This is a genomic window from Acinetobacter sp. CAU_H_78 (assembly GCF_058599365.1).
Genome location: NZ_CM178652.1, coordinates 1,573,094 through 1,586,544, shown reverse-complemented (window position 1 = coordinate 1,586,544; position 13,451 = coordinate 1,573,094). Strand labels below are relative to the sequence as shown.

Genomic DNA, 13,451 nt, shown 5'->3' with positions numbered 1-13,451 from the left:
CAAAGAAAGTAGGTAGTATACAATGATTTTAGTGACGGGTGGTTTAGGCTTTTTAGGCTCACATATTGCTTTAAGTCTGATGGCACAAGGACTAGAGGTCATTGTGGTCGATAATCTGGCCAATGCCAGTCTCCAGACCTTAGAACGCCTTGAATTTATTTCTGGCCGCTATGTGCCTTTTGTCAAAATTGATATCCGTAACACTCCAGCACTAAATAAAGTTTTTGAACAGAATTCGGTACAGGCTGTCATTCATACTGCAAGCTTTAAATCATTAGAAGAATCAGTTTTAAAACCACTTGAATATTATAATGATAATGTCAGCTGTATCATGAGTCTGATGCGTGCCATGCAGCGTACCGGAGTGCGAAATCTGGTACATTTATCTTCATTGGCTGTATATGGCCATTCCGGAACGGATTTAAAAGAAGATCAGGCTTTCAATTACACTTATCCAAACCCTTATATTAAATCACAGCAGATGGTGGAAGAAATCATCCGGGATACTGCCAAGACGGATAATGAATGGCGTATTGCGATGTTACGTCTTTCCAATGTTGCGGGTGCTTTTGAAAATGGCATTTTAGGTGAATGGGTACCACCTCTACCAAAGAATATTGTGCCTCTGGCCATGCAGGTGGGTGCGAAGCAGCGTGAATATCTGGAATTGCGCCGTCAGGCCAAGACCGAAGACTATACGGTAGAACGCAGCTTTCTACATGTGATGGATGTCTGTGATGCGGTATTCAAGTCGCTACATTGGCTCTCGCAGCAGCAACAATGGACTTGTGAAGCCTTTAATATTGCTGGAGAGCTAATCTCAATGCAGACTTTGCTGGATCAGGTTGCAGAAGTCACCCAATCCGCAGTTCCTACAGTAGATGCTTTGCCATATCCGCATGCCGAAATGGATCAACTGGGTGCTAATACGGATAAAGCCCAACAGTTGTTACATTGGCAGCCACGCTATACCTTAAGGAAAATGTTAGAGGATGAATGGCTGTTTTATCAGAATACATTAAGAGGGCAGTGATTAAGAATCCTATAAGTTAATTATTGATAATAATTATCATTTGCAAAAGTAATCAAACTCATTAAGATGAATGAATTGAGTACAGCATTGAAGCTGCTGTCTAAATGAGTAAAACATGGAATAACAATTGAGGTTGAGCATGCAAACACGTATTGAACATGACACGATGGGAGAAGTCGCTGTACCGAGTGAAGCACTTTGGGGCGCACAAACTCAGCGTAGTCTACAGAACTTCAAGATTGGCAATGAGCATTTGCCACGCGCCATGATTCGTGCCATGGGCTTGGTCAAGAAAGCAGCTGCGATCACCAATGCCGAGTTAAACCAGATTCCTCATGAGTTATCGACCTATATCATCGGTGCTGCGGATGAAGTGATCAGCGGTCAATGGGATAGCCAGTTCCCGCTAGTGGTATGGCAAACCGGTTCGGGCACGCAAAGTAACATGAACTGTAATGAGGTTATTGCCAATATTGCTAACCAGAAGCTGGGTAATCCTTTAGGTGCACAAAAGCCTGTGCATCCAAATGATCATGTCAACCGCGCTCAATCGACCAATGACTCTTTTCCGACTGCGATTCATGTAGCAGCTAGCTTACAGATCAATGAACTGCTAATACCGGCAGTGACACGTTTACGTGATACCTTGCATGCCAAATCTCAGGAATTTACCGAGATTGTAAAAATCGGTCGTACCCATCTTCAGGATGCCACTCCTTTAACTTTAGGTCAGGAATTCAGTGGATATGTCTCTCAACTGGATCATGCCTTAATTCGACTGTATCAGGCTTTGCAAGGGTTATATGAACTGCCATTAGGCGGAACCGCCGTCGGTACAGGCCTCAATGCCCATCCAGATTATGCTGTTAAAGCTGCGGATACTCTGGCTAAATTAACAGGCTTGCCTTTTGTCACCGCTCCTAACAAGTTCGAAGCTTTGGCCGGCCGTGATGCAGCAGTTTTTGCTTCAGGTGCTTTAAAGACTTTAGCCGTTAGCCTGAATAAAATTGCCAATGATATTCGCTGGTTGGCGAGTGGACCACGTTGTGGTTTTGGTGAATTACGTATTCCTGAAAATGAACCGGGTTCAAGTATTATGCCGGGTAAGGTGAACCCGACTCAAAGTGAAGCCATGACTATGGTAGTTGCCCAAGTCTTAGGGAATGACACGACAATTAATGTGGCCGGTGCATCAGGGAATTTTGAGCTGAATGTCTTTATGCCAGTGATTGCTTATAACCTGTTGCAGTCTATTCAACTGCTTGGCGATGCATGTAACAGCTTTAACGATAACTGTGCAGTCGGAATCGAGCCTAACCGTGACAAGATTGAGCACTTCCTGCATGATTCATTAATGCTGGTCACTGCATTAAATCCAGTGATTGGTTATGAGAATGCAGCTAAAGTGGCCAAGACTGCCTATAAAGAAGGTAAAACCTTAAAACAGGTCGCAGTAGAACTCGGATTGGTAACTGCAGAACAGTTTGATCAGGTGGTTCGTCCTGAAAATATGGTGGCTCCAAACGTAAAATAAGTCTTCTAATTATGGTTAAATAATAAAGCCCTCTAAATGTGGGCTTTATTATATCTAAGGATTATTCATACAAATTTTAATAAAATAACAAGCACATGTTTTTGCTAGAAAATTCTTATTCAATTGAGCTTGTTTATTAAATGCTATGAACCATCTATCGTTCAGGTTTTGACAGATATACAACGAAGGATTACTAATAGAAATTCCCTGATAACTAGAAAAATGAGGTAAGGGTGATGACTGACTTTGATGATGATTTTGATCTGGAAGAGCCCTATCCAGATGAGGATCTATATCCAGATTATACAAAAAAGAAGTGTAGCAGCTGTAGCGGTACCGGCTATAACGTTGTGGAAGCTAAACAGTGTATCGAATGTATGGGAACCGGCAAAACAGGTGAGATAGATTAACTCAACTCATAATTGTTTATTTAGCCTGCTCTATGAGTGGGCTTTTTTATTCTGCTCATCAGGAGTTCTTAGTTTTGAAGATTCATGAGCAAATAAAAGAAAGAATCTAAAATTACGGGTGAAATCGTATTAGAAGGATGTTTAGAGATAACTATTGAAGTTTTTTTAGTGTTAAAGCCTATTCACATGGCTTCTCATACCGAATTAACGTTGAATAAGCGTATATAGCTGCTAAAATGCAGTTCGTTTTTACTGCTGTTTTGTCGTTTATTCAGCATGAGTTTCTATGGCTTATGAATAAACATCCATAAAATGGCAGGTTGTTTAAGGAAAATTTAATGCTTGATATTTATTTAACAGATGTTCAAAAAAAGATTCAATTCAAGGATTATCCAGGTGAGCATCCTGTTAAATTTATTCTGAATTTTAAAAAGATTTTTCCAAGTGTAATGGAACTTCTTTTACCTGTTCTCCCGGAAAATGAAAATCTTGATGAAATGACCTGGGAATCAACCACTCAGGACTTTGAGACATTTCAGATGTTATTAACAGGCTGGGGCATTATTGAATTGCGTTTAAATGCGATCACCCAGTATAAAGATAAGACATTTGCAGATCAGTTGGTGAAAGAGGCGCAGCAAAAACGCAGAGAATATCAGAAGAAACATCTTAAGCTTTCTAGTGTGGATCTGGATTATCTATTTATGCATGATGTGCATGGCTTGATTGATGCTGAACTGGTAGAACTAGGTGAAAAATTCTATTTACCAACCTTACGTGATCTTTGGAAAAATAAAGTCTCTGCTCAAGTGCTTAATGCTAAATTCTAAGAAAATTTAAGCTGATTCATTCAATTTCATCCTCCAAATTGGGGGATGATTTTATATAGCGATTTCTTAGGATTGACATTTCCCTCATAATAAATAGCCTAAGCAAATTTCTATATTTATCATCAAAAAAACTTTCTGCTACATCATTGAACATAGTGATTTATTTTAAAACAGAAATTGACTCAGAAAAGGGCATTTATTTTATCATTTGATAAAAAATAAATTAAAAAACTATTCTTTATCAAAAGAATATATAAAGATATTACTTTAATAATATAGCTATTCCAGTCATATTTTTTTAAGCTATCAGTACTTGTGAGTAAATGAATCATAGAGTTCTTATTCATTAGAATTCCTTCATAAAAATAAGTGAAGGTTCCATTTTTCCCGAAGATATATCCAAGGATTTAACCGAATGTCGAATCAGTTTTTAGATTTAATTACAAAACGCCGTACTATTTATGCCATTGGTAAAAATGTAGAACAGTCTCCTGAATATTTAACTGATTTGATTCAAAATGCGATTAAGCAAAGTCCGTCATCTTTTAACTCGCAATCATCTCGCGCCGTTATTTTATTTAATGGCGAACATGAAAAATTCTGGGGCTTTGTCGCTGATAAATTAAAAAGCTATGCCAAAGATGAAGAAAGTGCTGCAAAAACGACTGCAAAAATGGCAACCTTTGCTGCAGGTACGGGTACAGTTTTATTCTTTGAAGATCAAAATGTAGTAAAAGGCTTGCAAGAGCAATTCCCATCTTATGCCGAGAATTTCCCAATCTGGGCAGAACATTCAACTGCTATTGCTCAGTTCTCTACCTGGACAGCGTTGCATACTGAAGGCCTGGGTGCATCTTTACAACACTATAATCCGATTGTAGATGAGCAGGTTCATGCAGAGTGGGATATTCCAGAAAACTGGAAACTTCGTGCTCAACTGGTATTTGGTTCAGTTGAAGGCGAAGCGCGTGCGAAAGATTATCTTGAAGATGATCAACGCTTCAAAGTTTTCCAATAAGCTTTATTTCCGATCTGTCTTTAATCCTTTTTAAGGACAGATCTTCAGGTAGTTTATAAAAATACGCATTAGATTTTTTAAAACTAGGCTAAACTAAAGCGGTATTTAAAGAATTTAATGAGTTAAACCGAATGTCGAAAAACACGCAAAAATTATCACCATTACAGGAACTGATTGCAGAGCAGAAATTGCTGTGTGAAGAGGTCGGTTCTGCCTATATAGAAGTAAGTGGTGATGATGTCGTTGCAGTGGCTGTACATACCTTGAAGCAGGATCCAATTGTCGGAATCCGTAGAAAGCCTGAGACAGACGAAAATATTAGCTGGTATATTTATGGTGGTGAACTGGCTTCAAATGAAGATGCTTTTGAAACCATGACTGTACGTGAGTTACAGGATGTCGCCCCTGAAGTTTTACCTTATCTGGCTTTAGAGCAGGGCTACCGCTTCATGATTGATGCAGATGATTATGAAGATGTCTGGAAAGAAGAAAACTAAAAGAAGACCTTCGAAATGATCAAATCCTCATCTTTAATATGTACTTTCTTTATTTGCATGCAATTGAACAATATGGCTTTTGCCGAAAAGCTTTCACAAGCAGATTATGATCAGTTTATTGCTGCGCAAACAAAAATAGTCAATGAAACCAAACATATTTTAGATGAGCCAGATCAGAATGCTGATGCACAAAGTCAACGTCAGGCATTCTGTCAGCGTTTAACGGCTTATGAAGAGATTCAAAAAGTTTCTGAAGAAAATCATGAACTCAATATGGCGCCTACAATGGCGATGATTGCTAAAAGCTTTCTGGATCGACAAGCACAGAGTATGAATAATTCAGGTATGATCACCGCAGTATTTTGTAAGAGTAGGGAAGTGTAATTAGGCCAAAAGCAAGAGCAATGTTTTCAGTTTTAATAGCCACCATCATCATTTAAAAATGCATCCTTCTGTTCTGGAGTGGAAACTTTGACAGTTGGAATAGACGAACTCGCTGCTGTTAATCGAGCGATATTAAAATCCTTAGTTCCTATTTGAGGGATAATAGGTATTTGACCTGTTCGAACAATTTTGGCATAAACTATCGTGATCAATTCTGCTGGACTTAATCCGGCTTCTGCGATCACACATTCTGCTGATTCAACAACGTCTTGTTCCACTAAGAATTCAATGCTTTTTTTAACTAAATTGTTCATAAGATAGCCTTAGAATACATTTTATACACTACTTTAAACTATCGGATATGAAGCATATACAAGCTAATAAAATTAAATATTCATATCTTATTTAGGGATGTTGATCTTGATAAAGGTATAGACGGATAAAAAAGGGTAGGGCCAAAAAATTAGCCCGTTTTTTCGACTCTCAGCTTGCTTATAAAATGCATAAATACTCTGATACGTAGTATATGGATTTCATTGTATTTTAAATTACTCATTAAATAAACTTTATAAAAAATCTATTTATATACAAATTTTACCGGATATATATCAGCTAATTTTGAAATTTATTAAGAATTATTAAATATTTATATGTTTCTTTTTACTTAAACAAAGGGCAGTAAAATCATTGCACGCTAAAATAGCCTAAGCAATTTTCTACTTTATATTTATTCTCGCAAAATCCATATCCCATAATTAAAATTTAATACCAAATAAACCTCTAAAACTCGTATATTTCCTAAAAATTTTAAAATATTTTTTTTATTAATGATCTAGTGTGACACTCAATTATGAGCAGATCTTGCCAATTTAGGCTAAGCATATTTTATTTCCATAAAAATAGCCTAAGCAAAATTTTAAATTATGTCATTGGCAATTGATTAACTTCCAATATAACTCCACTATTAACACATAACATAGAAAATCACGGAATTCTCAAATGATCCTGAACTATCAAATACAAACCCATGAAACATCAACTTTAGCCCCAATGGTATTTATTCACGGTTTATTTGGTAGCTTAAGTAATTTAGGTATGTTAGCCCGACATTTTTCAGAGCAGGCAACTACGATTCAAATTGATGTCAGAAATCATGGTTTATCTGGCCATTCTGATGAAGTGAATTATCAAATCATGGCCGAAGATATTTTAGAAACTTTAGCTAGTTTAAATATTAAAAAATTTATTGCAGTCGGGCATTCAATGGGCGGAAAAATTGCCATGAAGCTGACAGACCTGGCGCCTGATCAGATTGAAAAACTGGTTGTATTAGATATCACGCCAATTCAATATCAAGAAAATCATCATTCTCAAATATTTAAAGCCTTGTTTGCAGTGCAGCAGGCGCAAGTCGCTTCACGAAATGAAGCAGCAAAAATTATGCGTAAATATATTCAAGAGGAAATGGTCATCCAGTTTCTTTTAAAATCATTCAATAAAGGACAGTGGTTGTTTAATGTGCAAGCACTTTATAATCATTATGAAGATATTACTGCTTGGGAGAAGATAGAAAAAAATGAACTTCCAGCATTATTCTTAAGAGGTGGAAATTCATCATATATCTCTAAACCTGAACATTTTGAAGCCATCAATCAGCAGTTTATTCATGCACAGATTGAAGTGATTGAAAATGCAGGGCACTGGCTACATGGAGAAAAGACGGCGGAAGTTTTGCAGCATATGCAAAATTTTATTGATGAAAAATAAATTATATTGATGAGCAGATGTATTTTCTGCTCATTTTATTTATGCATCCTTAGTAAGCATTCTTAATATTTTGATTTAAAAGCCTGCGCTATTTTGATGAGTTTTTAGGCTAATTAATTGATTTTCAGCCTCAGACTTTATTTTCTATTTTAGGGCAACATGTATTTATTGGTGCAAAATTTAATCTCTATTTTTATTCAAAATAGATAATCATAATGAAATTCAGTGGCTTAAAATTGTAAACTAAAAGTGGCACAGTATTTGAATAGCTTCTCTCAAATTTTCTAAAAAAGCCTAACTAGGATTGGAGAGAAGTACATGAAAGTCGAACAAAAAAAGTTTTCTAAAAATTTAATTGTTGCTGCGATGTTGGGGACACTGACTTTAACAGGTTGTTCGAAGTCGCCTGAAGATAAAACGGCCGCTACCTCTGAGCCGAAAGCAGCTGCAACTAGTGGGGAAACGATTAAAGTTGGTATTTTGCATTCTTTATCTGGCACGATGGCCATTTCTGAAACTTCATTAAAAGACACAGCATTGATGGCGATTAATGAAATCAATGCCAATGGGGGGGTCTTAGGTAAAAAGCTTGAACCGGTTATCGTTGATCCAGCATCTGACTGGCCACTATTTGCTGAAAAAGCACGTCAGCTCATCACTCAAGATAAAGTTGCGGTCATCTTTGGTTGCTGGACTTCAGTATCACGTAAATCGGTATTGCCAGTGGTTGAAGAGTTAAATGGCTTATTGTTCTATCCAGTCCAATACGAAGGTCAGGAACAGTCTAAAAATATTTTCTATACCGGTGCTGCGCCTAACCAGCAAGCGATTCCAGCAGTTGAATATCTGATGAGTGAAGAAGGCGGTAAAGCTGAACGCTTTGTATTACTAGGTACAGACTATGTTTATCCGCGTACCACCAACAAAATTCTTCGTGCTTTCCTAAAATCTAAAGGCGTCGCTGATGCTGACATCATGGAAGAGTACACACCATTTGGTCATAGTAACTATCAAACCATTGTCGGCAATGTGAAAAAATTTGCTGCAGGCAAAAAGACTGCGGTGATCTCAACCATCAACGGCGATTCAAACGTACCGTTCTACCGTGAATTGGGTAACCAGGGCATAAAAGCTTCTGATATTCCGGTTATGGCATTCTCTGTAGGTGAAGAAGAGCTTCGTGGTATTGATACCAAGCCATTGGTCGGCCATTTAGCGGCGTGGAACTACTTCATGTCCGTAAAAAATCCGAAAAATACTGAATTCAGCGGCAAGATGAAACAGTATGCCGTGGAATACAAACTGCCTAATGCAGAAAAGTTTGTGACCAATGACCCGATGGAAGCGACTTATGTCGGTATCAATATGTGGAAACAGGCGGTAGAAAAAGCCGGCTCTACTGAGGTAGATAAAGTTCGTGAAGCAATGGCAGGTCAGACCTTTGATGCACCATCTGGCTATCAGTTACAAATGGATGCTAACAACCATCATTTACATAAACCGGTGATGATTGGTCAGATTCGTGGCGATGGTCAGTTTGATGTGGTTTATAAAACTCCGAAAACCATTGCTGCTGAGCCATGGAGCCCATACATTCCTAAATAATTTCCTCCAAAGCCTGCTGCTTCGGCAGTAGGCCTTTCTTATTTTTCATCTCCCGGACGGGATAGCGTTAAATATATAAATAGGGAGGACACTCATGTCCACTCGCCTAAATCTCGCGGCCATTTTTGTAATTTTGAGTCAGTGTTTGTGTCTCAATATGGTGCATGCAGAAACTCAATCTAGCGAAACAACCGTATCGCAATCATCTCAACAGTCACTTGATGCCATTCAGCAGTTTGTTCGTGGGGACTTTGCCACTCGTCGTGCTTTATTAAACCAGTGGCCTTCCAGTGTTGAACAACTTGATCAACTAGCAGAGTTTGTTGAAAAAGATCAGCTTTATACTGACAGTGCAGGTAATACTTATATTCTGGAAGCAGAAGACAAACTAGTCAGCTATCCTGATGGAAAAGCTGTTGAAACCTGGCCATCTGATTTGTCGCAAATTACATTGGTAAATACTTTAAATAAAGCACTGACCTTCGGTTTAGCAAAAAAGAAATTAAATTCAGACGAAGCCTCTCAGCGCCTTGAGGCGATTGATATTCTAGAAAATAACTTGTCTGAACTTGATGCTAAAGCCATCAATCAGATGTATTTAAATGAAAAAAACAATACGGTTAAATCACGTTTTGCCCAGTTAAAAGCACGTCTGGATTATCAATCTGAAAATGTCCTGACCAAAATAGAAGCGGCAAAAGTTTTAAAAGATTCCAACAGACCAGACGTTCTTGCACTGGTTCAAAATGAACTGGCTCAGCCAAATCTGCATCCTGATTTAAAAGCAGCGCTGGTCGATGCCAGAAGTAGTATCAAAACCCGAATTCAGGCCAGTGAATGGGCTGGACATGTATTTTCCGGTTTAAGTACTGCCAGTATTTTATTGCTTGCGGCTTTAGGATTAGCCATTACATATGGCTTGCTTGGTGTCATTAATATGGCGCATGGCGAGCTGATCATGATCGGGGCGTATACCACTTATGTGGTGCAAAGTTTCTTCAAATCGCATTTTAGTGGTCTGGTGGATTGGTACCTGATTGCAGCGATTCCTGCGGCATTTATTGTCAGTGCGGCGATTGGCATGCTGATCGAACGTACCGTGATTCGTCCTTTATATGGCCGTCAACTGGAAACCTTATTGGCAACCTTTGGGGTGAGCCTGATCCTGATGCAAGTGGTGCGGATGATCTTTGGGGCACAAAATGTCGAAGTTTCTAACATTTCATGGCTTTCAGGCGGGATCTCGATTACTCCAAGCCTGATGCTGCCTTATAACCGTATTGCAATTATTGTCTTTACTGTAGCTGTCTTGCTGCTACTTGTTTATCTACTGAATAAAACCCGTTTTGGTTTATTTGTCCGTGCCGTAACGCAAAACCGTCAAATGGCTCGTGCTGTCGGTATCCGATCCAGCCGGATTGACATGATGGCATTTGGTCTGGGTTCAGGTCTTGCGGGTCTTGCCGGTTGTGCCTTGGCTCAAGTCGGTAATGTCGGGCCAGATCTTGGCCAGAATTACATTATTGATGCTTTCCTGGTCGTCGTTGTAGGTGGTGTTGGCCAAGTATGGGGAGCTGTACTTGCTGCTTTGGGTCTGGGTGTCAGCGGTACCGTACTGGAAATCGGTATGGGGGCAGTACTAGCAAAAATTATTCTCTTGGTTCTTGTGATTTTGTTTATTCAGAAACGTCCACAAGGTTTGTTTGCCATTAAAGGACGCTTTGTGGAGTAAGCCTATGAAAATCACATTATTACTTTCAGATAAACCTTATAGCGCACTCGCAATTGCGATCTGTTTTATTATTTTGCTGGCATTGCCATGGCTGCATTTATTGCCAGCAGATTCGAGCCTGCATCTGTCTGCTTATTGGGTAACTTTGATCGGTAAGATCATGTGCCTGGCGTTGGTGGCTTTAGCACTTGATCTGGTCTGGGGCTATGCCGGTATTTTAAGTTTAGGTCATGGCCTGTACTTTGCCTTGGGTGGTTATGCCTTTGGCATGTACCTAATGCGTCAATCAGCAGGTGATGGTTTGCCTGACTTCATGCGTTTTCTGAGCTGGACTGAGTTACCTTGGTTTTGGGTGGGGACTAATCATTTCTGGTGGGCCATGATGCTTGTGGTTCTGATACCAGGACTGATTGCCTTTATTTTCGGCTTCTTTGCTTTCCGCTCAAAAATCAAAGGCGTTTACTTCTCGATTATTACTCAGGCGATGACTTTTGCAGCAGCACTTTTATTCTTCCGCAATGAAACAGGCTTTGGCGGGAATAACGGTTTTACCGGTTTCAAAACCATTTTAGGCATGGACATCACATCAGCACCGATGCGTGCCAGCCTATGTTTTATCACGGCTCTGGTGTTATTGCTGTGCTTTGTTGGTCTACGCCATTTAATGAATAAACCTTATGGTCGTGTGCTTGGCGCGATTCGTGATAGTGAAAACCGTCTGCAATATTTAGGTTACCGCACCTTATGGTACAAGCTTTCAGCCTGGGTATTATCTGCTGTGATTGCAGGTATCGCTGGTGCACTGTATGTACCACAAGCCGGGATTATTAATCCGAGCGAAATGAATCCGGTGAACTCGATTGAAATGGCAGTCTGGGTAGCGACTGGCGGTCGCGGTACCTTGATCGGTCCGATCCTGGGTGCAGGCTTAATTAATGCAGTTAAAACTTACTTTACTGTCGCTTATCCAGAAGCCTGGTTATTAATTCTGGGGGCATTATTTATTGTGGTCACCATCTTCCTGCCTAAAGGCGTGATTGGATTATTTGACCGTTTTAAAAAGGAGCGTAGCGAATGAGTGAAATTTTACAACCTCATGGCGGCCATGCTTCTGAAGGCTATGGCCGACCAAAAGAGCAAGGGCCAGATTTTAGCCATGGGGTCGCACTTTATCTGGAAAAAGTCAGTGTCTGGTTTGATGCTTTCCGTGCCTTAAATGATTTATCGCTGTATATCGAAGAAGGTGAATTGCGCTGCATCATTGGGCCAAACGGCGCGGGTAAAACCACGTTGATGGATGTCATTACCGGGAAAACCCGTCCTACTGAAGGTTCTGCATTTTTTGGCCAAACCTATAATCTGGCGAAAATGAGTACTGAAGAAATTGCAGAAGCTGGCATCGGGCGTAAATTCCAGAAACCAACGGTGTTTGAAAATTTCACCGTGATGGAAAATTTGCTCTTGGCTGCACCTAAAGATAAACGTGTTAAAAAAAGCTTTTTCAGCAAGCTCGATCCGGATGCACAAAATGCCTTGGATGAATCCTTACAGCAAATCCGCTTGCAGGAATTTATTCACAAACCTGCAGGCTTATTATCACACGGTCAGAAACAATGGCTGGAAATTGGCATGCTGCTGATGCAACGTCCAAAACTGATTTTACTGGATGAACCTGTGGCTGGGATGACCGATGCTGAAACTGAACGGACTGCTGAACTGTGTCTGGAACTGAAAAAAAATCATACGCTGGTAGTGGTCGAACATGATATGAGCTTCATCGATACTATTAGTGAAAAAGTAACGGTACTGGCACAAGGAGCGATTTTGGCTGAGGGTACATTGGCAGAAGTCCAGGCCAATGAAGAGGTCATTGAAAAGTATCTTGGACGTTAAGGGGCTGACTGATGCTAGAAGTTAAAGATGTAAATCAGTTTTATGGCGGTAGTCACATTTTACGTGATGTGTCTTTCAATGCGCCTGTCGGTGAGTGCTCTGTCGTACTGGGTCGTAACGGCGTTGGTAAAACGACACTGCTGAAATGTCTGATGGGGATTTTGCCCATCAAATCAGGTCAGATTCTTTTAGATGGCAAAGATATTGCCAAACTGAGTCCTGAACAGCGGGTTCAGGCAGGTTTGGCTTATGTGCCGCAAGGCCGGGATATCTTTTCGACTTTAACCGTTGAAGAAAATATTCTGATTGGTATGGCAAAATTTAAAGGAGCCAAAACCCGTAAAGTTCCGGAACATCTCTATGAGATTTTTCCGGTATTAGAAGAAATGAAGTATCGACGCGGCGGTGACTTATCCGGTGGCCAGCAACAGCAACTGGCGATTGCCCGCGCATTGGCATCTGAACCGCGTGTGCTCATTTTGGATGAACCGACTGAAGGAATTCAGCCATCTATCATTAAAGATATTGGTCGCGTGATTCGTAAGCTGGCTGATGGCGGTGAAATGGCGATTGTTCTGGTGGAGCAGTTCTATGACTTTGCTGAAGAACTGGCAGATGGTTATACCGTCATGGCACGTGGGCAAGTGATTGCTCAAGGTGTCGGAAGCGAAATGCCAGAAAAAGGGATTCGGGATTTGGTAGCGATTTAGTCATACTGCTTTTAAAGCCTCCCTTTGTAAAAGGGAGG

14 protein-coding genes are annotated in these 13,451 nt (G+C 40.0%); 13 read left to right on the top strand and 1 reads right to left on the bottom strand.

All coding sequences use genetic code 11. From position 1 onward, the window contains the following. Positions 1-22 precede the first annotated feature (22 nt). The 7 genes from AC4MCD_RS07715 (at position 23) to AC4MCD_RS07685 (ending at position 5,706) form a co-directional block, all read left to right on the top strand. The gene (locus AC4MCD_RS07715; protein ID WP_034706304.1) at positions 23-1,033 is read left to right on the top strand and encodes an NAD-dependent epimerase/dehydratase family protein; all 1,011 of its coding nucleotides are present in this window, start codon (positions 23-25) and stop codon (positions 1,031-1,033) included. 139 nt (positions 1,034-1,172) lie between these two features. Beyond that, the gene (fumC, locus tag AC4MCD_RS07710) at positions 1,173-2,567 is read left to right on the top strand and encodes a class II fumarate hydratase (protein WP_180053664.1); all 1,395 of its coding nucleotides are present in this window, start codon (positions 1,173-1,175) and stop codon (positions 2,565-2,567) included. 236 nt (positions 2,568-2,803) lie between these two features. After that, complete coding sequence (locus tag AC4MCD_RS07705) at positions 2,804-2,977, top strand: hypothetical protein (protein WP_419365233.1); 174 nt, start codon at positions 2,804-2,806, stop codon at positions 2,975-2,977. 338 nt (positions 2,978-3,315) lie between these two features. Further along, positions 3,316-3,807: a hypothetical protein gene (locus AC4MCD_RS07700; RefSeq protein WP_034707227.1), complete on the top strand. Its 492-nt coding sequence runs from the start codon at positions 3,316-3,318 to the stop codon at positions 3,805-3,807. A 415-nt stretch (positions 3,808-4,222) separates the two neighbouring features. Beyond that, a complete protein-coding gene (locus AC4MCD_RS07695) occupies positions 4,223-4,825 on the top strand; it encodes a nitroreductase family protein (protein WP_034706681.1) in 603 nt (200 codons plus the stop codon). Between the two features lie 131 nt (positions 4,826-4,956). Further along, positions 4,957-5,322: an immunity protein Imm33 domain-containing protein gene (locus tag AC4MCD_RS07690; protein ID WP_419365231.1), complete on the top strand. Its 366-nt coding sequence runs from the start codon at positions 4,957-4,959 to the stop codon at positions 5,320-5,322. 15 nt (positions 5,323-5,337) lie between these two features. Then, positions 5,338-5,706 (top strand): hypothetical protein, encoded by a 369-nt coding sequence (locus AC4MCD_RS07685; RefSeq protein ID WP_419365230.1) that lies wholly within the window; start codon positions 5,338-5,340, stop codon positions 5,704-5,706. 32 nt (positions 5,707-5,738) lie between these two features. Here AC4MCD_RS07685 and AC4MCD_RS07680 read toward each other — a convergent pair whose 3' ends face one another. Then, on the bottom strand, positions 5,739-6,020 hold the full coding sequence (locus AC4MCD_RS07680; RefSeq protein WP_419365229.1) for a damage-inducible protein J: 282 nt from the start codon (positions 6,018-6,020) through the stop codon (positions 5,739-5,741). A 685-nt stretch (positions 6,021-6,705) separates the two neighbouring features. Here AC4MCD_RS07680 and AC4MCD_RS07675 point away from each other — a divergent pair. The 6 genes from AC4MCD_RS07675 to urtE all read left to right on the top strand — a co-directional run bounded on the left by AC4MCD_RS07675 (position 6,706) and on the right by urtE (position 13,413). After that, the gene (locus AC4MCD_RS07675; protein ID WP_419365227.1) at positions 6,706-7,473 is read left to right on the top strand and encodes an alpha/beta fold hydrolase; all 768 of its coding nucleotides are present in this window, start codon (positions 6,706-6,708) and stop codon (positions 7,471-7,473) included. A gap of 366 nt (positions 7,474-7,839) precedes the next feature. Further along, positions 7,840-9,078 carry an urea ABC transporter substrate-binding protein gene (gene urtA / locus AC4MCD_RS07670; RefSeq protein ID WP_419365323.1) on the top strand — a complete coding sequence of 413 codons (1,239 nt, stop codon included), beginning with the start codon at positions 7,840-7,842 and terminating at the stop codon, positions 9,076-9,078. Positions 9,079-9,172: 94 nt separating this feature from the next. After that, entirely contained in the window at positions 9,173-10,810 is a 1,638-nt protein-coding gene (gene urtB, locus AC4MCD_RS07665; RefSeq protein WP_419365225.1) for an urea ABC transporter permease subunit UrtB, read from the top strand. Positions 10,811-10,814: 4 nt separating this feature from the next. After that, positions 10,815-11,888: an urea ABC transporter permease subunit UrtC gene (gene urtC / locus AC4MCD_RS07660; protein WP_419365224.1), complete on the top strand. Its 1,074-nt coding sequence runs from the start codon at positions 10,815-10,817 to the stop codon at positions 11,886-11,888. Continuing rightward, on the top strand, positions 11,885-12,703 hold the full coding sequence (gene urtD, locus AC4MCD_RS07655) for an urea ABC transporter ATP-binding protein UrtD (RefSeq protein ID WP_419365222.1): 819 nt from the start codon (positions 11,885-11,887) through the stop codon (positions 12,701-12,703). Before urtC ends, urtD begins: the two co-directional genes overlap by 4 nt. 11 nt (positions 12,704-12,714) lie before the next feature. Further along, positions 12,715-13,413 carry an urea ABC transporter ATP-binding subunit UrtE gene (gene urtE / locus AC4MCD_RS07650; RefSeq protein WP_491875857.1) on the top strand — a complete coding sequence of 233 codons (699 nt, stop codon included), beginning with the start codon at positions 12,715-12,717 and terminating at the stop codon, positions 13,411-13,413. Positions 13,414-13,451: the final 38 nt, after the last annotated feature.

Excerpts from the sequence above, each read along its gene's own strand:
- AC4MCD_RS07715 (WP_034706304.1), top strand. The coding sequence starts at position 23 with ATGATTTTAGTGACGGGTGGTTTAGGCTTTTTAGGCTCACATATTGCT.
- fumC (WP_180053664.1), top strand. The coding sequence starts at position 1,173 with ATGCAAACACGTATTGAACATGACACGATGGGAGAAGTCGCTGTACCG.
- AC4MCD_RS07705 (WP_419365233.1), top strand. The coding sequence starts at position 2,804 with ATGACTGACTTTGATGATGATTTTGATCTGGAAGAGCCCTATCCAGAT.
- AC4MCD_RS07700 (WP_034707227.1), top strand. The coding sequence starts at position 3,316 with ATGCTTGATATTTATTTAACAGATGTTCAAAAAAAGATTCAATTCAAG.
- AC4MCD_RS07695 (WP_034706681.1), top strand. The coding sequence starts at position 4,223 with ATGTCGAATCAGTTTTTAGATTTAATTACAAAACGCCGTACTATTTAT.
- AC4MCD_RS07690 (WP_419365231.1), top strand. The coding sequence starts at position 4,957 with ATGTCGAAAAACACGCAAAAATTATCACCATTACAGGAACTGATTGCA.
- AC4MCD_RS07685 (WP_419365230.1), top strand. The coding sequence starts at position 5,338 with ATGATCAAATCCTCATCTTTAATATGTACTTTCTTTATTTGCATGCAA.
- AC4MCD_RS07680 (WP_419365229.1), bottom strand. The coding sequence starts at position 6,020 with ATGAACAATTTAGTTAAAAAAAGCATTGAATTCTTAGTGGAACAAGAC.
- AC4MCD_RS07675 (WP_419365227.1), top strand. The coding sequence starts at position 6,706 with ATGATCCTGAACTATCAAATACAAACCCATGAAACATCAACTTTAGCC.
- urtA (WP_419365323.1), top strand. The coding sequence starts at position 7,840 with ATGTTGGGGACACTGACTTTAACAGGTTGTTCGAAGTCGCCTGAAGAT.
- urtB (WP_419365225.1), top strand. The coding sequence starts at position 9,173 with ATGTCCACTCGCCTAAATCTCGCGGCCATTTTTGTAATTTTGAGTCAG.
- urtC (WP_419365224.1), top strand. The coding sequence starts at position 10,815 with ATGAAAATCACATTATTACTTTCAGATAAACCTTATAGCGCACTCGCA.
- urtD (WP_419365222.1), top strand. The coding sequence starts at position 11,885 with ATGAGTGAAATTTTACAACCTCATGGCGGCCATGCTTCTGAAGGCTAT.
- urtE (WP_491875857.1), top strand. The coding sequence starts at position 12,715 with ATGCTAGAAGTTAAAGATGTAAATCAGTTTTATGGCGGTAGTCACATT.